18 protein-coding genes are annotated in these 20,982 nt (G+C 73.6%); 8 read left to right on the top strand and 10 right to left on the bottom strand.

Features of this window, described 5'->3' with window-relative positions; genetic code table 11:
* Positions 1 to 35: 35 nt before the first annotated feature.
* From ssgD to ACZ4M8_RS23530, 3 genes are all read right to left on the bottom strand, one after another.
* Complete coding sequence (gene ssgD / locus ACZ4M8_RS23540) at positions 36 to 449, bottom strand: spore wall synthesis regulator SsgD (RefSeq protein ID WP_467610369.1); 414 nt, start codon at positions 447 to 449, stop codon at positions 36 to 38.
* Between the two features lie 185 nt (positions 450 to 634).
* Entirely contained in the window at positions 635 to 2,167 is a 1,533-nt protein-coding gene (locus tag ACZ4M8_RS23535; RefSeq protein ID WP_467610366.1) for a PH domain-containing protein, read from the bottom strand.
* The gene (locus ACZ4M8_RS23530; protein WP_467610363.1) at positions 2,164 to 2,697 is read right to left on the bottom strand and encodes a PH domain-containing protein; all 534 of its coding nucleotides are present in this window, start codon (positions 2,695 to 2,697) and stop codon (positions 2,164 to 2,166) included. The genes ACZ4M8_RS23535 and ACZ4M8_RS23530 overlap by 4 nt, the downstream gene beginning before the upstream one ends.
* Positions 2,698 to 2,808: 111 nt before the next feature.
* On the opposite strand from ACZ4M8_RS23530, the gene ACZ4M8_RS23525 reads away from it, so the two are divergent.
* Both ACZ4M8_RS23525 and ACZ4M8_RS23520 read left to right on the top strand, forming a co-directional pair.
* Positions 2,809 to 3,432 carry a TetR/AcrR family transcriptional regulator gene (locus ACZ4M8_RS23525; protein WP_467610360.1) on the top strand — a complete coding sequence of 208 codons (624 nt, stop codon included), beginning with the start codon at positions 2,809 to 2,811 and terminating at the stop codon, positions 3,430 to 3,432.
* Positions 3,433 to 3,771: 339 nt separating this feature from the next.
* Positions 3,772 to 5,274, top strand: coding sequence for a sigma factor (locus tag ACZ4M8_RS23520; RefSeq protein ID WP_467610357.1), 1,503 nt, complete (start codon positions 3,772 to 3,774; stop codon positions 5,272 to 5,274).
* 332 nt (positions 5,275 to 5,606) lie between these two features.
* Here ACZ4M8_RS23520 and ACZ4M8_RS23515 read toward each other — a convergent pair whose 3' ends face one another.
* From ACZ4M8_RS23515 to ACZ4M8_RS23490, 6 genes are all read right to left on the bottom strand, one after another.
* Positions 5,607 to 6,113, bottom strand: coding sequence for a MarR family winged helix-turn-helix transcriptional regulator (locus ACZ4M8_RS23515; protein WP_467610355.1), 507 nt, complete (start codon positions 6,111 to 6,113; stop codon positions 5,607 to 5,609).
* A gap of 44 nt (positions 6,114 to 6,157) precedes the next feature.
* Positions 6,158 to 8,368 (bottom strand): FUSC family protein, encoded by a 2,211-nt coding sequence (locus ACZ4M8_RS23510; RefSeq protein WP_467610352.1) that lies wholly within the window; start codon positions 8,366 to 8,368, stop codon positions 6,158 to 6,160.
* A gap of 537 nt (positions 8,369 to 8,905) precedes the next feature.
* Positions 8,906 to 9,217, bottom strand: coding sequence for a hypothetical protein (locus ACZ4M8_RS23505; RefSeq protein ID WP_399083487.1), 312 nt, complete (start codon positions 9,215 to 9,217; stop codon positions 8,906 to 8,908).
* Positions 9,218 to 9,472: 255 nt separating this feature from the next.
* Positions 9,473 to 10,276 carry a DeoR/GlpR family DNA-binding transcription regulator gene (locus ACZ4M8_RS23500; RefSeq protein WP_467610350.1) on the bottom strand — a complete coding sequence of 268 codons (804 nt, stop codon included), beginning with the start codon at positions 10,274 to 10,276 and terminating at the stop codon, positions 9,473 to 9,475.
* Between the two features lie 39 nt (positions 10,277 to 10,315).
* The gene (locus ACZ4M8_RS23495; RefSeq protein WP_467610347.1) at positions 10,316 to 11,200 is read right to left on the bottom strand and encodes a class II fructose-bisphosphate aldolase; all 885 of its coding nucleotides are present in this window, start codon (positions 11,198 to 11,200) and stop codon (positions 10,316 to 10,318) included.
* Positions 11,201 to 11,247: 47 nt separating this feature from the next.
* Positions 11,248 to 12,153, bottom strand: coding sequence for an SIS domain-containing protein (locus ACZ4M8_RS23490; protein ID WP_467610344.1), 906 nt, complete (start codon positions 12,151 to 12,153; stop codon positions 11,248 to 11,250).
* A 295-nt stretch (positions 12,154 to 12,448) separates the two neighbouring features.
* Between ACZ4M8_RS23490 and ACZ4M8_RS23485 the strand changes: the two genes are divergently transcribed.
* The 3 genes from ACZ4M8_RS23485 (at position 12,449) to ACZ4M8_RS23475 (ending at position 15,971) form a co-directional block, all read left to right on the top strand.
* Positions 12,449 to 13,885 carry a sugar porter family MFS transporter gene (locus tag ACZ4M8_RS23485; protein WP_467610342.1) on the top strand — a complete coding sequence of 479 codons (1,437 nt, stop codon included), beginning with the start codon at positions 12,449 to 12,451 and terminating at the stop codon, positions 13,883 to 13,885.
* 76 nt (positions 13,886 to 13,961) lie between these two features.
* Positions 13,962 to 14,678, top strand: coding sequence for an endonuclease V (locus ACZ4M8_RS23480; RefSeq protein WP_467610339.1), 717 nt, complete (start codon positions 13,962 to 13,964; stop codon positions 14,676 to 14,678).
* Positions 14,679 to 15,041: 363 nt separating this feature from the next.
* Positions 15,042 to 15,971 (top strand): dihydrodipicolinate synthase family protein, encoded by a 930-nt coding sequence (locus tag ACZ4M8_RS23475; protein WP_467610336.1) that lies wholly within the window; start codon positions 15,042 to 15,044, stop codon positions 15,969 to 15,971.
* Positions 15,972 to 15,984: 13 nt separating this feature from the next.
* On the opposite strand, the gene ACZ4M8_RS23470 is transcribed toward ACZ4M8_RS23475, so the two are convergent.
* Positions 15,985 to 16,725 (bottom strand): MgtC/SapB family protein, encoded by a 741-nt coding sequence (locus ACZ4M8_RS23470; RefSeq protein WP_467610333.1) that lies wholly within the window; start codon positions 16,723 to 16,725, stop codon positions 15,985 to 15,987.
* A gap of 558 nt (positions 16,726 to 17,283) precedes the next feature.
* Between ACZ4M8_RS23470 and ACZ4M8_RS23465 the strand changes: the two genes are divergently transcribed.
* The 3 genes from ACZ4M8_RS23465 to ACZ4M8_RS23455 all read left to right on the top strand — a co-directional run bounded on the left by ACZ4M8_RS23465 (position 17,284) and on the right by ACZ4M8_RS23455 (position 20,970).
* A complete protein-coding gene (locus ACZ4M8_RS23465) occupies positions 17,284 to 18,489 on the top strand; it encodes a CaiB/BaiF CoA transferase family protein (protein WP_467610330.1) in 1,206 nt (401 codons plus the stop codon).
* 61 nt (positions 18,490 to 18,550) lie between these two features.
* On the top strand, positions 18,551 to 19,693 hold the full coding sequence (locus ACZ4M8_RS23460) for an acyl-CoA dehydrogenase family protein (protein WP_467610327.1): 1,143 nt from the start codon (positions 18,551 to 18,553) through the stop codon (positions 19,691 to 19,693).
* Positions 19,694 to 19,755: 62 nt separating this feature from the next.
* Entirely contained in the window at positions 19,756 to 20,970 is a 1,215-nt protein-coding gene (locus ACZ4M8_RS23455) for an acetyl-CoA C-acetyltransferase (protein ID WP_467610324.1), read from the top strand.
* Positions 20,971 to 20,982: the final 12 nt, after the last annotated feature.

Below are 20,982 nucleotides of genomic sequence, written 5' to 3'. Positions count from 1 at the left end.
GGCGGCAGGGGGGCGGCGCGGTGGCCGCCGGAGGCTCAGGCCGCGCCGAACAGCGCGGCGAGATCGCGGTCGACATCGAGGTGGGCCGGCTCCTGACCGGCGGGCACCGCCGCGTACGACCGGGCGAGGAAGCGCCGCACATCCGCCGTCCGCAGCTGCACCATCGCCACCCCCTCGTCGGCGTGGAACTCCATCACCGTCCGCTCGGGCCCGGCCGGACGCACCCGCACATCGCCCCGGCCCGCGGCGCCGTGCACCCCCTCCGCCAGCAGCTCGCGCGCGAACGCCCAGTCCACCGCGGCTCCGTCGAGGGAGATCTCCGGCGGGAACGACATCCGCACCGCCAGCGGATCGGCGGGGTGGTACCGGAGCACGGCGGGCACCGTGTGCGGCCCGGGAGCCGTCGCGAGGAGGCGGACCTGAACGGCGTGGTCGATGGCGGCGGGCATCGCGGCGGCTCCTCACAGCGGTCGGTTCACGTGGCGGTTCACGTCGGTTCACGGCGTCACTCACCCCCTAGGACGAACGACGGGCCCCGGTCGTGCACGCCCAGGGGGTGTGATCTGCGTCATGGTGCGCATCGGTGGTGTGAGAACGGGTACCCGCCGGAGTCGGACCCCGGAGCCCGAGGCGGTCACCGGCCTGTCGCGGGACCGCCGCCACCCGCCGTCACCAGGAACTCCTCGACGATGCCCGGCGCGGCGGCCGCGGCGAACGCCGGCGCCCGCGCCGCCGCCAGATCCGGGATCCGGTGACGGCCCTCGCCCGCGGCGAACGCGGCGGTCAGCGTCGTCAGACCGGCCCGGCGGCCGAACGGCGTGCTGGAGAACGTCCACGCCGCGACTGCCGACCGCTCCAGCGCCAGCGTGTCCCGGCCGAACACCCCCGACCGCACCACGAGATGGCCCCCGCACAGCCCGTGCCCCAGCGCCCGGTACGCCGACCGCGCCGCCCACCACACCACCGCCGCCGACACCACCGCGTACGCCCCCGCCCACGGCAGCAGCACCGGCGTGAGGACCGCCCCGCAACCGGCCAGGGCCGCCGTGCCCGGCACCGTCACCCACCCCAGTCCGCGCAGCAGCCGCCTGCGCAGCGCCGCCCGGGGGTGGCGCGCCAGGGCGTCCGGAGTGTCCCGCCCCGGGAGCGGCGGATCGGGGAACGGCGCGCGCAGCACCCCGCCGGCGACCCGTACCGCCACCGTGCGCGGCGCGGGCGGCAGCAGCGCGGAGCGGGCGCGGTTCTCGTCGCGGTCGCCGAGCCCGCCGGCCACCGCCCGCACCGCGGCCCCGCCGCCCGCCCGCAGCAGCAGCGGCTCCCGGAGCAGCACACCGCGCAGCCGGGCCCGGTCGATCGTGACCGTACGGGTGGTGAACAGGCCGCGCCGCACCCGCAGGGTCGAGGCGTCGGTCCACTCCAGGCGGTGGTGCCACCAGTTCTCCGCGTACAGCACCACCGCGCCGACCGACCCGGCGGCCAGGAGCGCGAGGAGCGCCGCCGGGACCGCCACCCACGGCGATACGGCGCCGGACGCCGCGAACAGCCGCCGGACGAAGCCCAGTTCCCAGAAGTCGACGCCCATGCCGTGCAGGACGCGGTGGACCGTGCCCGCCGCGATCAGTACCCCGCCGGCCACCCGGAACGTCAGCGGCGCGTACCGCAGCCAGCGCGGCGAGAAGCGCGCCAGGACCGGATCGTTCGCCGCCGCGCCGGACGCCGCGCGGGCGAGCAGCTCACCGCGCAGCCGCCCGGCCTCGGCGACCGGCAGCGCGTCCAGCGCCGGGACGCCGTCCCCGCCGCCCGCGGTCCCGGCGCGCAACGCCGTCAGCCGCAGCACCCGGTGGAGCGGCGTCGCCGTGAGATCGACGGTACGGATCCGGTCCAGCGGCACGGTGCGCAGCCGCCGGGTCAGCACCCCCGTCCGCAACTCCAGCGCGGCATCGGTGACCCGGAACTCCGTCCGCGCCCAGCGCACCGCGCCGACCGCGGTGAGCACGGCGAACGTCACGGTGAGCGCGGCCAGGGTGATCCAGGTGCCCGGCGGGATCCGCCCGCCGGTCACCACGGCCGCCCCCGCGAGGGAGGCCAGCGGCGGCAGCGGCCAGGCGGCGTGGACCAGGAGGGTACGCGGATGGGTGCGGCGCCACCCGGGGGCGGAGTGCGTCATACCGCGTCCCCCGGAACCAGCTGCGCCGCCGCGCCGATCCGCCGGGACAGCGCGTCCGCCGCCGCGTCGGACAGCCCGCGGATCCTGATGTCGCCCGCGGTCGAGGCGGTGGTGACGGTGACCGTCGCCAGCCCGAACCGGCGCTCCAGCGGCCCCCGGACGGTGTCGACCGTCTGCACCCGCGACAGCGGGGCGATCCGCCGCCGCTGCCGGTACCAGCCGTCCGACGCGTAGACCGCCCGCTCGCCCACCTCCCAGGCGTGCACCGCGTACCGCACCCGCGGCATCAGCGCGGTGTGGACGAGCGCCGCGACGGCGAGCGCGGCCAGCGGCGGGACCAGCCAGGGGAGCGCCGGCGGCAGGAGGAGCAGGGCGCAGAGCGTGAGCGCCGCCGCGGCCAGCAGTACCGGTCCGCTCACCATCAGCAGTGCCCGCGCCGTCCACCAGCGGCGGGCCCGCGGATCGACGCGGTGCCGCGGTGGCCGCAGCGCGGCGGTGGGCGACGGAGGCGCGGTTGTGGATCCGGGCATGACGATCCCCCCGTTTGCAAGTCAACTGTATTGGAAGTGGGTACGTTATACCGTACAAGTGACTTGTGAAAACGGGCCGTGCCGGACGGCCCGACGACGGAAGGCCGGAGCGTGCCCAAGAAGGTCGATCACGAGGCCCGACGGGAGCGGATCGCGGAAGCGCTCTGGCGGATCGCGAGCACCCGGGGGCTGGACGGCGCCGGACTGCGCGACGTCGCCGCCGAAGCCGGCATCTCCCTCGGCCAGCTCCAGCACTACTTCCGCAGCAAGGACGACATGCTCGCCTTCGCCCTGCGCCACATCAACGCCCTCGCCGACCGCCGCATCCGCGACCGCATCGGGGACCTGGGCGGGGAGCCCGCCCCCCGCGACGTGCTGCGCACCTGCCTGACCGGCATGCTGCCGCTGGACGCCCACAGCCGCACCGGAGTCCTCGTCGGCGCCGCCTACTTCGTCCGCGCCGTGCACGACGCGGACCTGCGCTCCGAGGCGAGGAACGGCATCCCCCGCCTCCGCGACTTCTTCACCGGACAGCTGCGCCGCGCCGCCGACCGCGGCGAACTCCCGCCCGCCCGCGCCACGGACGACGAAGCGATGCTCCTCATCAGCCTCGCCGACGGCCTCGCCACCTACCTCCTGCTGGAGGTCCACACCCCCGCCCAGGCCCTCCGCCTGCTCGACCTCCACCTGGAGCAACTCTTCGGCGGACGGCCGGAGGGCGGCGGGATGGAGTGACCGCCCGCCTCCGGGGCCGAACTGACGGCGCGTGGCGCCCCGGACGCCGCCGGGTGCCCCACTGAGGGCAATTCAAGGAGATTGCCCCCACCTGTCCTTGTCCGCCCCGCCTGCCCATGACTGCCGCTTCCGGGCGGGGGCGCCCGCGCGTTTTCCGGGGCGCGCGGGAGCGCATCGTGACCCCTTTCACCAAAGCCACGTCCCGGTCATGGCCCGACAGATGGGAGAATCAGCCCTCCTAGGCGGACGAACTCCTCCCGGCCCGCCCGGACCGAACCTCCCCGGGACACGCGGCCCCGCCGTCCCGCCCCGGGGCGAACACCGAAGGTTGCTCCCCCCATGTCTGAAGCCCCCGCGGACTCCGCGCGGCCGGCGGACCGGCTCACCCCCACCGTGTCGGTCCCCGCCCAGGCCGGCGCCCCCGAGGAATCCGCCGCCTCCGCCGCCTCCGCCGTCGACGTCTATGCCGAGCTGTACGCCGAGGAACACCCGCGGCTGGTCGGCTACGCCCGCTCGCTGATCGCCAACGCCTGGCTGGCCGAGGACGTGGTGGCCGAGGCGCACTTCCGGGTCTGGCGCCGCATCCACGGCGGCCACCACATCGACAACGTCCCCGCGTACCTGCGGACCACCATCCGCCACCTCGCCTCCACCGCCGGGACGGACGCCGCCCGCGAGGTTCCCCGCGACCCCGAGGACGGCCTGACCTGGCCCGAGACCGCCACTGTCGGCGGCGCCGCCCCGCCGGAGGACCCGGCGCAGCGCGTCGCCTACGTCGACCAGCTCGCCCGCGTCCTCGACCAGCTCCCGCACCGCTGGGTGAAGGCGCTCTGGCTCGCCGAGGCCGAGGGACAGCCGCTGGAGGCCGTCGGCAAGGCGATCGGCGCCGGCAAGGGCGCCACCGCCGTCCTCCTGCACCGCGCCCGCGAAGGCATGCGCCAGGCGTTCCTGCGCGGACTGCCCGGCAGCCCCGAGGCGGCCGCGTGCGCCACCCACTGGGAGCGGATGCCCGCCTATCTGCGCGGTGAGGCCACCGCCCGGCAGGCCGACGGCCTCGGCCGGCACCTCCCGGACTGCGCCGACTGCCGCGACCGGCTCGCCCTGCTCACCCGCGCCAACCACCGGCTGCCCGCGCTCACCGGCCCCGCACTGCTGGTGTTCCTGGCCGGCGGATCGGCGAAGTTCCTGCTCCCGCTGCTCGGTGCCGGCGCCGGTGCGGGGGCGGCCGCCGCGGCCTCGTCCGGTGCCACCCCGGCCCCCGGCAGCGTCCTGGCCGCCCTGCGCCGTCTGCTGCGCCCGCGCTCCGGTCCGGCCGCCGCGACGGCCGCCGGCGTCGCGGTCGTCGCCATTGCCGGAGCCGCGATGGCCGCCGGTTACGTCCTCACCGACGACACCCCCGCCCCCGAACCCCGCCCCCGCGCCACGGTCGCCGCTCCCCGGACCCCCGCCGCCCCGGCCCCCTCCGCCGCCCCCCACCACAAGACACCGCCCCCGGCGTCCCCGGGCCCGGCGTCGCCCTCGACGTCCCCCTCGTCCCCCGCCCCGGCCGTGCCTCCGGCGCCGTCCCCGACACCCACGCCCACGCCCCCGGGCCCGTCGGCGACGCCGAGCCCGACCCCCACCCCGACGACATCACCGACGCCGAGCCCCACGCCGACGCCCACCCCCACCCCGACACCCACCCCTACGGAATCGCCGACGCCGACGCCCACTCCGACCCCGACGCCGACACCGACCCCCACGTTCACGCCGCCCACCGCCTCGCCCAGCCCGTCGCCGACCTCCCACTGCGGCTGGCACCGCGAAGGCCCGCGGTGGGTCTGGAACTGTTCGCGGAACTAGAGGTGCCGGGAGCCCCGCTGCCTGCCTGAGCCGTTGGACGTCGCAGGCCGGGCGGGCCGCGCGGACGTGTAGAGATGCCCTGGCCAGGGCGCGTACACGGGGATGGTCGCGTACGGAAGGGGGAGTCGGGAGCGGCGGTGCGGGGGTGGGGAACGGAGAGCGCCGGGCCGAACGCCGGAGGCGGGGCCGGGGCCGTTCAGCGCCCGGCCGTTGAGGGCCGGTCACCGCAACAGGCGCGCATCCGTGAGCGACGGCACGGGCAACCGTGAAAGGCCGGTGAACGGCTGTCCGGCCACCCGTCCGGACCTTGCTTTCCGCCCCGGTCGCCGCCCTCAGTCCAGCAGGCTGCCCAACCGGCCTTCCAGGACGACGAGGAGTTCGCCCAGTCCTTCGGAGAGGTCCTCGCGACGGCTCTCGCCGACCCCGTCGAGCAACGTGGCCTCGTACGCCAGCTGTTCCGGCAGGATCCGGTCGATCAGCGCGCGGCCCTCGTCGGTGAGGGAGAGGTGGGCGACGCGGCGGTCGCGGTCGTCCACGCGCCGGCTGATCAGCCCGCGCGTCTCCAGTTGCCGCAGCCGTTTGGTGACCGCGGCGCCCGACGCGAACGTCTCCCGGGCCACCCGGCCCGGCGTCAGCTCCCGGTCCATCCGGCGCAGCGTGCCCAGGATGTCGAACTCCGGACGGGACAGCCCCGCCCGCCGCAACGGCGCGTCGGCGGCCTGCTGCAACAGCGCCGAACAGCGGTTGAGCCGCCCGATCAACGCCATCGGGCCGGTGTCGAGCCCCGGATGCACCTGCTGCCACTGACGCAGCACACCCGCGACGATGTCCTCGGCCACCCGGCTCTCCTCTCGGCCCCGTACCGGCTCAGCTCACCGCCGTATCACCGTCGTACGCCGTCAATTGTGCCTGCCGCGGCCACCTGCTCCGGCACGGGGCGGACGGGCGGCGCAGCGCCGGCCAGCCGTCGCGCGAGCAGCGCCAGGGTGCGGTGGCCGTGCCGCTCGGCCCGTGTCACCCGCTCCTCCGGCAGCGCCCGCTGCCACCACTCGCCCGAGGCCACGTCGACGGCCTCCCGCAGTTCGGCCAGCGCCCCGGCCAGCCGGTCGCGCGCCCAGCCGGTCTCCTGCGCGTGCGTCGCGCCGGGCGCCGCATCGGCCGCCAGCAGCCGTCCGGCCGCGATCTGTGCCGCGGCGGTCCGCTCCAGTGCCGTGCCGATACGGTCACCGGCCCGCCGGTTGGTCACCAGGACGCAGCAGAGGAGGCCCAGGGCGGCGCCCACCACCGTGTCGATCCACCGGTCGGCGACGAGCACCCGGGCCGGCAGCGGATTGCCGAACTCCGTCAGCAGCAGCGCCATCGGCGTCACGCACACCGACCCGAGCCAGTAATTCCGCGTGATCCACGCCTCCGCGCCGAACTGGAAGACCAACGCCAGCGCGATCATCGCCGGATGACCGGTGTGGATCACCGGCAGCAGCGCGGTGAACACCACCAGCCCCAGCAGATTCCCCACCGAACGCTGCAACGCCCGCTGCCAGGACAGCGTCGTGTTGGCCTGGAACACCGACGCCGCCGTCACGACGGCCCAGTACGGATGCCCGACCCCGAGCCCCATCGAGACCCACCCGGCCAGCGCACACCCCACAGCGGTCCGCAGCCCCACCGGCAACAACGGCGAACCGGGCCGGAACGCGGCCCCCACGGCCCGCCACCCCCGCACCCGCCCGGGTGCCGGACGCCGCGGCCACCCGTGCCCGGGGAGCCCGGCGCCGGACGCCGTCTGCGGCCCGGAGCGGTCGGCTCCGGACGCCGTCTGTGCTTCGGAGAGGCTCTTGCCGGTACCGCTGTCCGGAGCCTGCCCGATCTCTCCGGCGGAACCGTCGAGCGGGTCCACCCGGGGCCGTTCACCGGTGCGGAGCTGCTGTTCCCCGCTGTGTACGTCCGGCTGTGCGCCGGGGCCGAGGTCCACCCCGGGCCGTTCCTCGTCGCAGGTCGGCTGCCCGTTCTCCCCAGTCCGGTCGATGTGCCGACGCTCCCATTCGACGCCGTCCAGCTCCGCCCGCTGCGCCGGGGTGAGCGCCACGACGGGAAGCTCCCCGCCGCCCCGGGCCGCCCGCGCCCACCACCCGAACCGCTCCGCCTCGGCGAGCAGCACGGCGACCGGAGCGGACGCCGACCGCGCCGCCGCGGGGGAGGAGGGGACGGCGGGCGGCGGCATGCTGTCGTCGCCGGTGTCTCCGGCCTCGTTCCCGCCGTGCTCCCCGCCCGTCGCCCCGTCCAGCGCGGCCTCGGCCCGGATCAGCAGCCGTTCCAGCCCGGCCCGCGCCTCGGCCTTCGCGGGCGTACGCGCGGGGACCAGGAAAACCGTGTGCCAGGCGGCGTTCACCGCGCCCGCCGTCGCCTGCCGGGCGCGGGCCACCGCCGCCTCGGCCGCCCCGGGTGCCGCACCATGGGCCGTCGCCTCGGCCCGCAACTGCGCCGACGCGGCCTCCAGCGCGCGGGCGGTGGCTATCCGCTCCGGCCCCCGCGGCCGCACCACCGAGGGCGCCATCCCCACCAGCCATGCCACCGCGCCACCCGCGAGCGCCAACGCCAGATGCGCCGGCACCTCCCCGAGCCGCTGCGGTACGAAGAACGCCGACGCCGCGATGAACGTGAAGATGAGATTCCCCGGCGGCCCGATCCGCGTCGCCTCGCAGACCACCTTGTGCACCGCGGCGAGCACCGCGGCCAACGCCACGAGCACCACGGCGGACGACACCAGCGACGCCGCCGTCAACGCCAGACCCAGGCTCGCCACCATGCCGAGCACCACCCACGGCAAGGTCCTGGCCCGCGCCGCGTACGGAAGCCCGTGCCCGTAGAGGACGCACATCGCCCCGGCCGAGGTGTAGAGCACCAGGTCCATCCGGCCCCACGCCAAGAGCGTGAGGTCCGGTATCGCCAGTGCCACCACCGCGCTCAACGCCGGCTTGTGCCAGATGTCCACCGGCCGCCGCAACCGCACACTGCTCCGCACCGGCAACGGCCGTACTCCACCCCGCAGCCCACCGCCCCCGCGCTTCCCGGCCGCCTTGGCATGCTTTCCCATAAGAGAAGATTAACAGGTGTTTTAGTCGTAAAAGATGAGTCATGGGTGTGTCCCGCCCCGCCAAGGCCGGATGCGCCCGAGGGGAGGGGCGCGTGCGTGACGGGATGGCTAGGGCGGGCTGCGCTCCCGTCGCTGGGGCCCGGGTTCCGGTGGGGAGCTGAGGGCTGGGCCAGGGTGGCGGGGCGATTTCGGCAGGCCAAGGCGCAGGACCGAGCCCTGGGGTGGCCCGGTGGGGCACGGCCGGGGCTACGAGGGCCGCATGGGAGGGCCGCTTACTGCCGCACGGCTCGGGAGCCGGAGGGTGGCATGAGTGGCATGAGCCCGGCGGTCCGCGCTCCGGTACGGCGGGGCGGGTCTGGCGGGCGCCGGGCCTGGCGCCCAGCGCGAACCGGCTCCGGTGCTCACATCGGATACGTCGGCATCGGCGCGGCGGGGGCAGGTGGGGCGGAGACGGCGGCAGAAGCGCGGGTCAGACTTGTCCGCGCCCGACCGGTACCCCCGCCCGCTCCCGCCCGACGGGGGCATCCCCTCGCCGCCTCAACAGCGGGCGTTCTTCACATACACGGCGCGCGCCGACTTCGCCGTGGCATAGCGCACGTTCTTGGTCGTGCCCTTGGTGAGCCGACCCCGGGGATCGGCGTGGTGCGGCACCACGATCACGTAGCACGCCGGACGCCGACTGCACAGGTTCGTCAGCCGCACGTAACGCTGATGGCCCTTCGTGTAGAACTTCCGCACCTTCACACACCGGACGGGCGGCCCGGCAGCCGCCGCCTCAGACGTCGCCGTCAGGCTCAGCGTCCCCCCGCACAACACCACGGCCAACGCTGTGACCAGCAACTTCCGCATCAATCCACTCTCCCCCTGATCAGGCCCGGTACATCTCCCGCCAACGGGCTCAGCTGGCTTCGCCCGCTCACCCCATTCTCCACACCCACCGACAGGTATCAGCACCAGCCATCGAACGCCACCTTCCGGCCACACCCCGCCCGACCGGCACCGCCCTTCGAGGCCACGCACCCGGCCATCCCGTCCAGCTCCCGCGTTCCCCGTGGGCCCGCGCACCGAGGACAGCACCCCGAGCGCCGCCCCCACCGCCCTCGCTCAACCGGCGTCCACGCTCCGTGCCGTCACGACCTTCAGCCCGCGATCGGTGAACTCCCGGAGCATCCCTTCGGGGGCACCGCCGTCCGTGATGAAGGTGTCGAACACGTCCGCTCCGCCGATCCGGGCGAAGCAGCGCTCACCGATCTTTGACGAGTCGGCGACAACGACCGCTCGCCGTGCCCGCTCGGCCATCAAATGGTTGATCCGGGCTTCCGCCTCGTCGTGAACCGTCGCCCCCATCACCGGGTCCATCCCGTTGGCACCGATGAACGCGAGATCCACCGAGATCTGCTGGAGCACCAGCTCGCTGAACGGCCCCACCAGCTCGAAGGAGCGGGAGTGCGCCACGCCGCCGGTCAGCACGATCTTGATCTGGGGGCGTACCGCCAGCTCATTGGCGATGTTGAGGGAGTTGGTCACGATCGTCAGATGAGGCTGGGGCCCCGCTTCGGCGAAGTCCGGACGGACGGCCAGCGCTCTGGCGATGGCCGTGGTGGTGGTGCCTCCGCTCAGACCGACCACATCGCCGCGCTCCACCAGCCGTGCCGCCGCCTGTGCCACCGCCTCCTTCTCCACGGACCGATGCGCGTGCTTGTAGCGGATCGGCAGGTCGTACGCCACCGAGCTGAGCACCGCCCCGCCCCGGGTGCGGGTCAGCAACTGCTGCTCGGCCAGCGCGTCCATGTCGCGCCGCATCGTCGCGGCGGAGACCTCCAGAGCGGTCGCCGCCTCCTCGACGTCCACCCTGCCCCGTTCGCCGAGCAGCTCGAGCAGTGCGTTCATCCGTTCATGGCGCTTCATACGGCGAGCCTAGCCGCGCCACGGGACACTCCCGGCCGGTCACCCCCGCGCCGCCGGCGCCTGCGCCGCGTACTGCTCGGGCAGGTCGGGCGCGGTGTTCACCACCCCCAGCAACCTCGCGGCTTCCTTCGTCACCTCCTCCCTGGCCGGCTTCAGGTACTTGCGTGAGTCGATGAGATCGGCGTCGGCACCCAGCGTCCTCCGGATGGACCGGGTGAAGACCGATACCAGATGCGTCGAGATGTTGATCTTCGTCATTCCGGCGGCGATGGCGCGCTGCAGCTCGGCGTCCGGCACTCCGGAAGACCCGTGCAGCACCAGCGGCACCGGGAGCGTCTCGCGCAAACGGGAGATCAACTCCTTGTCCAGCACCGTCGTCCGCTCCCGCATCGCGTGCGAGGAGCCGACGGCGACCGCCAGCGCGTCGACACCCGTCGCGTCGACGAAGGCCAGCGCCTCGTCCGGATCGGTCCGGGCACCGGGCGCGTGCACCCCGTCCTTCCCGCCGACCTCGCCGAGCTCCGCCTCGACGAAGGCGTCACGCTCATGGCACCAGGCGGTGAGCGCGGCGGTGGTGGCGACGTTCCGTTCGTAGGGGAGAGCCGAGGCGTCCACCATGAAGGAACGCACACCGGCGGCCGCTCCCTGACGGACCAGTTCGGCATCGGTGAGGTGGTCCAGATGCACGGCGACGGCGGCGGACGATTCCTCCGCGAGCGCGAGGGTGGCCAGGGTGATCGGCCGCAGGCCGCCGTGATAGCGGATGCAGTTCTCGCTGATCTGCAGGATCAGCGGGGCTTCGGCCCGCTCGGCGGCGGTGACCAGCGCCTCGGCGGTCTCCAGATGAATGACGTTGAAGGCTGCCGCGCCGACGCCGTTCACCCGGGCGGCGTCGATGAGCGAGGAGGTGGAAACGAGGGGCATGGGCGCTGACTCCCTTGTGTGCGGGGCGTGGCGGGGTGGAGGGCCGGCTACCGGGCCGCCGGCACGGTGAGCATCACCGACCGGGTCAGGCTGCGGGGACTGTCGGGGTCGAGGCCCCGGGCGCGGGCCCGCTCCAGGGCCACCCGCTGCACCAGCACCAGGTCGGCGAGCGGGTCGCGGTCGTGGCGGACGAAGCGGGCGCCGGTACGGGCCACCTCCGCCTCCAGGCCCGCGGGGGCTGCGCCGAAGAGCCAGGTCACCCGGTTGGGAGCGGCTATCGAGATCGGGCCGTGGCGGTACTCCATCGCCGGGTAGGACTCCGTCCAGCTCTGGGACGCCTCCCGCATTTTGAGTGCCGCTTCGTTGGCCAGGCCGAAGGTCCATCCCGTGCCGAGGAACGTGAACTGCTCGGCCTCCACCCACTCCTGCTCGACCGGAGAGGTGAGCGCGGCGCGTGCGTCGTCGATCGCCTTGGTGGTGTCCTCGCCCAGGTGCGCGCGGAGCAGGGTCAGGGCGGTGGTGGCGAAGCGGGTCTGCACCACGGAGCGCTCATCGGCGAAGGGCAGGGTGACCGTCGCGTCCGAGAGCTCCGTCGCGGGGGTGGCGGGGTCTCCCAGGATGGTCACCGTGGGGATGCGTCCCTGGACGGCTTCCAGGACGCGCAGGACTTCGGTCGTGGTGCCGGAGCGGGTGATCGCCACCACCGCGTCGTAGCCACGCGCGGCGCCGAGGAAAGCCTCCGAGGCGGCGAAGGCGTCGGTCACCCCGGCCCCGGCGCTCTCGCGGAGTGCCGCGTACGACTGCGCCATGAACCAGGAGGTGCCGCAGCCGACGACCGCCACCCGCTGCCCCGGCTCCGCCAGCGGGCCGCCCGCCGCACCGATCCCGGCGGCCTCGGTCCAGGTCTCCGGCTGACTGCGGAGCTCCCGCTCCATGTGGGACGTCTCGCTCATGGCACACCTTTCGTGAACGGTGGGGGTGATCCTCATTCTGCGCGAAGAGTGAGTGAATCTGCATTCTTCTCGGAAGTTGCAATCAACTCTACGCATGGAATTCCGCTCGGGCCATCCCTCGCGCGGGTGAAGTGTTCGAAGGGAGTGGAGCGGGGTGTCGCCCGACTGGACCCTTCCGGCCGGTGTGCGAGCGGTAAACGGGGTCTACTGGGAGTTGTTGACAGTTGCGCGAAAGGACTTCGATACTTGCAAGATCAGTCATGAGTAGGTCAGCACGCTGAGCGAAGGGCCCGCCATGTCCACTCCCACGCTCCCCGAGACGCCCCCGCCCCCGCCGCCCGGAAAGTCCTGCCGCACGGGGCGGCTCTTCGCACTGACCGGCGCCTTCGTCGGCGTCATCTACGGCTACGACTCCGGCAGCATCTCCGGCGCGCTGGTGTTCCTCAGCCGGGACTTCCACCTCACCGAAGCGGAGAAGGGCCTGGTCAACAGCATCCTCGTGGGCGGCTGCATCGTCGGGGCACTGCTCGGCGGCAAGCTCGCCGACGCCTTCGGCCGCAAGGCCGCGATGCTGATCGTCGCGGGTTCCTACGCCCTCTTCGTCACGCTCTCCGCGCTCGCGCCCAATGTCGTCGTGCTGGACACGGTGCGCTTCCTGCTCGGTGTGGCGATCGGCATCTCCATCGTCGCCGCCCCGCTGTACATAGCGGAGTCGACGCCCGCGCGGATCCGCGGTGCGTCCGTCGCGGCCTACCAGGTCGCGACCGTGACCGGCATCGTCCTCACGTACTTCGTCAACTGGGGCCTGTCCGGCGGCGGTCACTGGCGCTGGATGCTGGGGGCGTCGGCGGTCCCCGCGGCGCTGGTCATGATCCCGCTGTTCCGGCTGCCGGACACGCCCCGGTGGTACGTCCTCAAGGGCCGGACCGAGCGCGCGGTCGAGGTCATGGCGATGACGGATCCGGACGTCGACGCGCGCACGGAGGTGGCGGCGGTCGGCGCGGCGCTGGCCGCGGAGAGCGGCGGCTCCGCGCGCTCCCTGCTGCACAAGCCCTACGTCCGCGCCACGTTCTTCGTCATCGGTCTCGGCTTCTTCTGCCAGATCACCGGCATCAACGCCGTGACCTACTACAGCCCGCAGATCTTCGCGCAGATGGGATTCAGCGGCGACGGTCTGAACTTCCTGCTGCCCTCGTTCGTGCAACTCGCCTCGCTGGCCGCCACCGTGGTGGCGATACTCATCATCGACCGGCTGGGCCGCCGGATGGTCCTGCTGACCGGTATCGGCACGATGGTCGTCATGCTCGCCGTGCTCACCGCCGTCTTCGCCGTGGGGGATCCGCACGGCGCCATGACCTGGGTCGGCTTCGGCGCGATTCTGCTGTTCACCGCGGCCTTCAACTTCGGCTTCGGCTCGTTGATATGGGTCTACGCCGGCGAGGCGTTCCCCGCGCAGCTCCGGTCGACGGGCGCGTCGGTGATGCTCACCGCCGATCTCGTCGCCAACCTCCTCATCGCGCAGTTCTTCCCGACGCTGATGGCCTGGGCCGGGGCCTCCTGGACGTTCGCCGGTCTGGGGCTGCTGGCGCTGGGCGCGCTGGTCTTCGCCTCCTTCACCGCGCCCGAGACCAAGGGGCGCCACCTGGAGGAGATCCAGAGCTACTGGAGCAACGGAGGCCGCTGGCCCACCGCGCCGTCCGCCCCCGCTCCCGCCCCGGAGGTGGTGCGGTGACCTGCGGGCCCGGCCCGCGCCCGCCCTCGCCGGCGGTGGGGCACGGGCCCGCCCGTTCGATACCGTGGGCGTCATCATGGACAACTCCAGCCCCGTCTCCCTCGACGACGAACTGCGGAACTGGCCGGCCGACGAGGCCGAGGCGCGCGCGGTCCAGGACCGGCTGCGGCGCCATGTGCGCCTCGACGGGCCGGGCCCGCCACCGGACTTCGAGGGCACCGTCGTCGGTGTGGACGTGGCGTACGACGACGAGCGGGACGTGGTCGCGGCAGCGGCCGTGGCGCTGGACGCCCGCACCCTGGAGGTCGTGGACGAGGCCACCGCGGTGGGCCGAGTCTCCTTCCCGTACGTGCCGGGACTGCTGGCCTTCCGGGAGATCCCCACGGTCATCGACGCGCTGGCAGGTCTCGCGCGGACGCCCTCTCTGGTGGTGTGCGACGGCTACGGACGGGCGCACCCGCGGCGCTTCGGCCTCGCCAGCCATCTCGGCGTCCTGACCGGTCTGCCCACGATCGGTGTCGCCAAGAACCCCTTCACCTTCCGGTACGACCCCCCTGGCGACGCACGCGGGGCGACCTCCCCGCTCCTGGACGGCATCGGCGGCACCACGGAAGAGGTCGGCCGGGCGCTCCGTACCCAACGGGGCGTCAAGCCCGTCTTCGTCTCGGTCGGGCACCGCACCGATCTCGACGGAGCCTGCGCGCACACGCTCCGCCTGGCGCCGCGGTACCGGCTGCCGGAGACCACCCGCGCCGCCGACGCCCTCTGCCGCCGGGCGCTGGCCGCCAACTGAGGCCGGGCTCCGGCCGCACGATGGACCGCCGCTCCGGCCCGGTGCCGGAGCGGCGGCGCGAACCGTCAAACGCGGGAGGCCGCGCCGCGACACGTGACCACTGCCTCTTCGCAGGCGCTTTCGCCGTATTCCGCAGGCGGTTTGGGCAGCCCTTGTCCCTGAATTCAGGCTTCCGTTCCCCGCCCTTCAGGCAGGCGCCTGCGAGCTCATGGTCTTGACACCCTGCCTGCCCTGGTCCACATTCACCGATGACATGGGACGTCCCATGTCCGGACGGCGGCGCGGGTACGGGCCCCCACCGCCCTGTGCGTCACCGCCGCGCACCCGCACCACCGGCCCCGTACGGCAGAAGGCTGGACCTGCATGCCCCTCCCCGCACCACTCACGGGCGTCGTGCCGCCCGTGTGCACGCCGCTCACCGCGTCCGGTCGCGTCGACGTCGACTCGCTCGCCTCCCTCACCGAGCACCTCATCGACGCCGGCGTGGACGCCCTGTTCGTGCTCGGCTCCACCGGGGAGGCCGCCTGCCTGTCGGACGGCAGACGCAGCACCGTCATCGAAACGGTCGTCGCCGCGGCCCGCGGACGGCTCCCCGTACTGGCCGGCGCCCTCGACATGGCGACCACCCGCGTCCTCGACCACGCCCGCACCGCCCAGGCGCTGGGGGCCGACGGCATCGTGGCCACCGCGCCCTTCTGCACCCGGACCCACCCGGCCGAGATCGCCGACCACTACCGCCGCATCCGCTCCGCCGTCGACCTGCCGCTCTTCGCCTCCAACGCCCCCGCGGCGGTCCACACCGAACTCTCCGCGGACACCGTGCTCGAACTGGCGGCGGACGGTGTCCTGGACGGAATCGAGGACAGCAGCGGTGACCTCGGCGCGCTGCGCCGCCTCCTCGTGCGGCTGCCCGCCCTGGACCGGCCGTTCTCGGTGCTCAGCGGGTGCGAACTCGCCGCCGACGGCGCCCTGCTGGCCGGGGCGCACGGAGTCGTACCCGGGCTCGCCAACATCGACCCCGCGGCCTACGTACGGCTCCGCGAACGCGCCCGCGCGGGCGACTGGCGTGCGGCCGCCGCCGAACAGGACCGGCTCGCCGTGCTCTTCGCACTCGCCGATGTGGGTGACACGGCGCTGATGGGCCGCGGGTCGTCGGCCATGGGGGCGCTCAAGGCGGCGCTGCACCTCCTGGGCGTCATCGGCTGCCCGGACACCGCGCCGCCGCAGATCCCGCTGGACGGCGCCGCCCGCGAGGCGGTGCGCCGCCTGCTGGAGGAAGCGGAACTGCTCTGAGACGCGGGGGCCGTCACTCGGTCGTGTCCGGCTGCCGGCCCAACTGCACCTCCCGCACCCCGTCGAGGTCGGCGAGCGCCTCCACCAGGGCGTGCGCCGACGCCGTGCCTTCCAGACGGAGCAGGACCTCGGCCGAGACGGCGCCTTCCGGAGGGCCGGTCTCCACCTGGACGTCGGACACGAGGAAGCCGCTGCCGGTGCACAGCTCCAGCATCCGCCCCAGCAGCCCCCTTCGGGGGCGGTAGGTCAGGCGCAGCTCGAACCGTTCCGCCGACGGCGTGGCGCCGATGCGCTCCGACACCTTCGCGAATCCGCGCACGACGAGGAAGTGCACCGCCGTCGCCCCGAGGGCCAGCAGCGGCAGTCCGCCGCCGCACGCCATGCCGATGGCGCAGGTCAGCCAGATGGTGGCGGCGGTCGTCAGGCCCCGGACCGCGTCCTTCTTCACGAAGATCAGGCCGCCGCCGATGAAGCCGATGCCGGACACGACCTGCGCGGCGACGCGGGAGGGGTCCAGCGCCACGCCGTCCGCGCCCAAAAGCGCGCCGAAGCCGTGGATCGACACCTCCATGAAGAGCGCGCTACCGACCCCGACGAGGGTGTGCGTACGCAGCCCGGCGCTCTTCTGCCGGGCTTCCCGTTCCATCCCGATCAGCGACGACAACAACAGCGCGAGGGCCAACTCGGCGAACTGACGAGGGCCCTGACCTGGTTGGAAAGCGAACAGCGAGGCGGCGAGAGGAAGATGTGACATGCCCGCATTGTCCTCCCGCACCGCTCGTACGCCGCCGCTTCACGGGCCGTTGTCAGTGGTGGCCGTTAGCGTGGATGACGAGATCGGGAGAGGGCGCCGGAGCGGGACGACGGACGGCGGAAGCGGCCCGGAACGACCGGCACATGACGAGGCGGGCGCGCCCGTGCGGAGACGGAACGAAGGGAAGGGGAGAGCGGCATGGCGAAGGTATGCGGAGGGGCGACGCGCGGGCGGGTCGTCGTGCCGGGGTGCGCGGGGCCGGCGGGGGAGCGGCGCCGGGCGGGTGCCGCCGTGGCCCTCGGGGGAGCGCTGCGGGGTCCGGCGGCGGAGCCGTACCGCGGTATAGCCCCGTCGTGGCCCATCGCCGGGTTCGACGGGGGATAGCGGCGCGCGAGCAGGCGTGCAAGACCCGTGGCGGCGAGGGCTGTTGAGCCTCGCCGCCGTTGTCGTTCCAGGGGGCGGAAACGATGCCCAGGGGGCTTGTGGAAAGTGGAACACGTTCTTAACATCGCGGGTGTTACATCAGAAGTGTCACAGTGCGGAGGAGCGGGGAGCACGATGACGGAGTCAGGCAACGGCCCGCTCAGCGGGGTACGCGTGGTGGAACTGGCGGGCATTGGCCCCGGCCCCTTCGCCGCCATGACCCTCGCCGACCTCGGCGCCGACGTCGTACGCGTCGACCGCCCCGGCGGCGCCGTACTGGGCATCGACCCGGCGTACGACCTCACCAACCGCAACAAACGCTCGGTCGTGGCCGACCTCAAGACGCCCCGGGGCGTGGAGCGGGTGCTGGAGCTGGCCGAGCGCGCCGACATCCTCATCGAGGGGTACCGCCCCGGCGTCGCCGAGCGCCTGGGCATCGGACCCGAGGCGTGCCTGGCCCGCAACGAGCGGCTCGTCTACGGCCGGATGACCGGCTGGGGCCAGCGGGGACCGCTCGCCAAGGCCGCCGGACACGACATCTCCTACATCGCGGTCACCGGCGCCCTCGGCATGATCGGCACGCCGGACAGCCCGCCCCCCGTCCCCGCCAACCTCCTCGGCGACTACGCGGGCGGCGCGCTCTACCTCGTCATCGGCCTCCTCGCCGCACTCCGCCACGCCGCCGCCCCCGGGGGCACCGGACAGATCGTCGACGCCGCCATCGTCGACGGGACCGCGCACCTCTCCTCGATGATCCACGGCATGCTCGCCGCCGGCGGCTGGCAGGACCGCCGCGGCGCCAACCTCCTCGACGGCGGCGCCCCCTTCTACGGCACCTATCGCACGGCGGACGGCGGCCATATGGCGGTCGGCGCGCTGGAGCCGCAGTTCTACGCCGAGTTCATCCGCCTGCTCGGCATCGAGGAGCAGGTGCCCGAGCGCGGCGACCTCGCCTCCTGGGACGCGCTCCGCGACGCCATCGCCGCCCGTTTCCGGCAGCGCACCCGCGCCGAGTGGACGGCCGTCTTCGAGGGCACCGACGCCTGCGTTGCCCCGGTGCTGTCGCTGCGCGAAGCGCCGGACCACCCCCATCTGGCCGCCCGCGGCACCTTCCTCGACCACGGGGGGCTCACCCAGCCCGCACCCGCGCCCCGGTTCTCCCGCACCCCCGGAGCCGTCCGCCGTCCGCCGGCCCGACCGGGCGCCGACACCGAGGAGATCGCCCGCGACTGGGCCGTCCCCGGCCTGCTCACCGACCCGCCGGACACCCCACCCACCCCGCAACCGCCCGCGGCGGACCCCGCACGGCCGGTGCGCCCCGGTGAGCGGGAGGCCCGCTGACCGACGCCGCGCGCTCCCCCGTCGCTCACCGCAATCCGGCTCCCAGGAGGGCCAGCACACCATGAAGCGTCAGATCTTCACCGCGGATCACGAAGCCTTCCGCGAGACGGTACGGACCTTCCTCGCCAAGGAGGTCACCCCGCACTACGCCCAGTGGGAGCGCGACGGCATCGTCAGCCGGGACGCCTGGCGGGCCGCCGGCCGCCAGGGGCTGCTGGGCCTGGCCGTCCCCGAGGAGTACGGCGGCGGGGGCAACCCCGACTTCCGCTACAGCGCCGTGCTGGCCGAGGAGTTCACCCGCGCCGGTGCGCCGGGCCTCGCCGTCGGGCTGCACAACGACATCATCGGCCCGTACCTCACGACGCTCGCCACCGACGAGCAGAAACGCCGGTGGCTGCCAGGGTTCTGCAGCGGAGAGATCATCACCGCCATCGCGATGACCGAGCCCGGTGCCGGCTCCGACCTCCAGGGTATCCGCACCACCGCCACCGACCACGGTGACCACTGGCTCCTCAACGGCTCCAAGACCTTCATCTCCAACGGCCTCCTCGCCGACCTCGTCCTCGTCGTCGCCCGCACCACCCCCGAGGGCGGGGCGCACGGCCTGAGCCTCCTCGTCGTCGAGCGCGGAATGGACGGCTTCGAGCGCGGCCGCAACCTCGACAAGATCGGCCAGAAGTCCCAGGACACCGCGGAACTCTTCTTCCACGACGTCCGGGTCCCCAAGGAGAACCTCCTCGGCGAGCTGAACGGCGCCTTCATCCACCTGATGACGCACCTCGCGCAGGAACGCATGGGCATCGCCGTCTCCGGCATCGCGGGCGCCGAACACCTGCTGGAGATCACCACGCGGTACGTCAAGGAACGCGAGGCGTTCGGCCGTCCGCTCGCACGGCTCCAGCACATCCGCTTCGAGATCGCCGAGATGGCCACCGAATGCGCCGTCACCCGCGCCTTCCTGGACCGCTGCATAGCCGACCACTCCGCCGGGGAGCTGGACGCGGTACACGCCTCGATGGCCAAGTGGTGGGCCACCGAACTGCACAACCGCGTCGCCGACCGCTGCCTGCAACTCCACGGCGGATACGGCTACATGACCGAGACCGCGGTGGCCAGGGCATTCACCGACGGCCGCATCCAGACGATCTACGGCGGGACGACGGAGATCATGAAAGAGATCATCGGCCGTTCCCTGCTCGGCTGACCCCACCGCCGCGTCCCGCCGCCCCTGCCGAGGCTTTCCCCACATCCGAAAGGCTGCCTGACTTGAGCACCGAAGCGTACGTGTACGACGCGATCCGCACCCCGCGCGGCCGCGGCAAGGCCAACGGCGCCCTGCACGGCACCAAGCCTGTCGACCTCGTCGTCGGCCTCATCCACGAACTGCGCCGCCGCTTCCCCGGACTGGACCCGGCCGCCATCGACGACATCGTCCTCGGCGTGGTCAGCCCCATCGGCGACCAGGGAGCCGACATCGCCAAGATCGCGGCCATCGCCGCGGGGCTCCCCGACACCGTGGCCGGGGTCCAGGAGAACCGCTTCTGTGCCTCCGGGCTGGAAGCCGTCAACCTCGCCGCCGCCAAGGTCCGCTCCGGATGGGAGGACCTGGTCCTGGCCGGTGGCGTCGAGTCCATGTCACGGGTACCTATGGCCTCCGACGGCGGCGCCTGGCACCTGGACCCGATGACCAACTTCGAGACCAACTTCGTCCCGCAGGGCGTCGGCGCCGACCTCATCGCCACCCTCGGCGGGTTCTCCCGGCACGACGTCGACACCTTCGCCGCCCGCTCCCAGGAACGCGCGGCCCAGGCGTGGAAGGAAGGCCGCTTCGACCGCTCCGTCGTCCCGGTGCGCGACCGGAACGGCCTGGTCGTCCTCGACCGCGACGAACACATCCGCCCCGGCACCACCGCCGAGTCGCTGGCCGGCCTCAAACCGTCCTTCGCGACGATCGGTGAGGCGGGCGGCTTCGACGCCGTCGCACTGCAGAAGTACCACTGGGTCGAGAAGATCGACCACGTCCACCACGCGGGCAACTCCTCCGGCATCGTCGACGGCTCCGCCCTGGTCGCCATCGGCAACGCCGCCGTCGGCGAGCGCCACGGCCTGACGCCCCGGGCCCGGATCGCCGCCGCCGCGGTCTCCGGAGCCGACCCGACGATCATGCTGACCGGCCCCGCGCCCGCGGCCCGCAAGGCACTCGCCAAAGCCGGTCTGACCATCGACGACATCGACCTCGTCGAGATCAACGAAGCCTTCGCCGCCGTGGTCCTGCGGTTCGCCCAGGACATGGAGCTTCCCCTCGACAAGATCAACGTCAACGGCGGCGCCATCGCCATGGGCCACCCGCTGGGCGCCACCGGCGCGATGCTCGTCGGCACCCTCGTCGACGAACTGGAACGCCAGGACAAGCGGTACGGCCTGGCCACCCTCTGCGTCGGCGGCGGCATGGGCATCGCCACCGTCATCGAGCGTCTCTGACCACCCGTCCCA

The sequence above is a fragment of the Streptomyces sp. NPDC027185 genome, assembly GCF_055567035.1.
The sequence above is the reverse complement of the archived record's forward strand: the minus strand, read 5'-3'. Positions and strand labels throughout refer to the sequence as shown.

Excerpts from the sequence above, each read along its gene's own strand:
- ssgD (WP_467610369.1), bottom strand. The coding sequence starts at position 449 with ATGCCCGCCGCCATCGACCACGCCGTTCAGGTCCGCCTCCTCGCGACG.
- ACZ4M8_RS23535 (WP_467610366.1), bottom strand. The coding sequence starts at position 2,167 with ATGACGCACTCCGCCCCCGGGTGGCGCCGCACCCATCCGCGTACCCTC.
- ACZ4M8_RS23530 (WP_467610363.1), bottom strand. The coding sequence starts at position 2,697 with ATGCCCGGATCCACAACCGCGCCTCCGTCGCCCACCGCCGCGCTGCGG.
- ACZ4M8_RS23520 (WP_467610357.1), top strand. The coding sequence starts at position 3,772 with ATGTCTGAAGCCCCCGCGGACTCCGCGCGGCCGGCGGACCGGCTCACC.
- ACZ4M8_RS23510 (WP_467610352.1), bottom strand. The coding sequence starts at position 8,368 with ATGGGAAAGCATGCCAAGGCGGCCGGGAAGCGCGGGGGCGGTGGGCTG.
- ACZ4M8_RS23505 (WP_399083487.1), bottom strand. The coding sequence starts at position 9,217 with ATGCGGAAGTTGCTGGTCACAGCGTTGGCCGTGGTGTTGTGCGGGGGG.
- ACZ4M8_RS23500 (WP_467610350.1), bottom strand. The coding sequence starts at position 10,276 with ATGAAGCGCCATGAACGGATGAACGCACTGCTCGAGCTGCTCGGCGAA.
- ACZ4M8_RS23495 (WP_467610347.1), bottom strand. The coding sequence starts at position 11,200 with ATGCCCCTCGTTTCCACCTCCTCGCTCATCGACGCCGCCCGGGTGAAC.
- ACZ4M8_RS23490 (WP_467610344.1), bottom strand. The coding sequence starts at position 12,153 with ATGAGCGAGACGTCCCACATGGAGCGGGAGCTCCGCAGTCAGCCGGAG.
- ACZ4M8_RS23485 (WP_467610342.1), top strand. The coding sequence starts at position 12,449 with ATGTCCACTCCCACGCTCCCCGAGACGCCCCCGCCCCCGCCGCCCGGA.
- ACZ4M8_RS23480 (WP_467610339.1), top strand. The coding sequence starts at position 13,962 with ATGGACAACTCCAGCCCCGTCTCCCTCGACGACGAACTGCGGAACTGG.
- ACZ4M8_RS23475 (WP_467610336.1), top strand. The coding sequence starts at position 15,042 with ATGCCCCTCCCCGCACCACTCACGGGCGTCGTGCCGCCCGTGTGCACG.
- ACZ4M8_RS23470 (WP_467610333.1), bottom strand. The coding sequence starts at position 16,725 with ATGTCACATCTTCCTCTCGCCGCCTCGCTGTTCGCTTTCCAACCAGGT.
- ACZ4M8_RS23465 (WP_467610330.1), top strand. The coding sequence starts at position 17,284 with ATGACGGAGTCAGGCAACGGCCCGCTCAGCGGGGTACGCGTGGTGGAA.
- ACZ4M8_RS23460 (WP_467610327.1), top strand. The coding sequence starts at position 18,551 with ATGAAGCGTCAGATCTTCACCGCGGATCACGAAGCCTTCCGCGAGACG.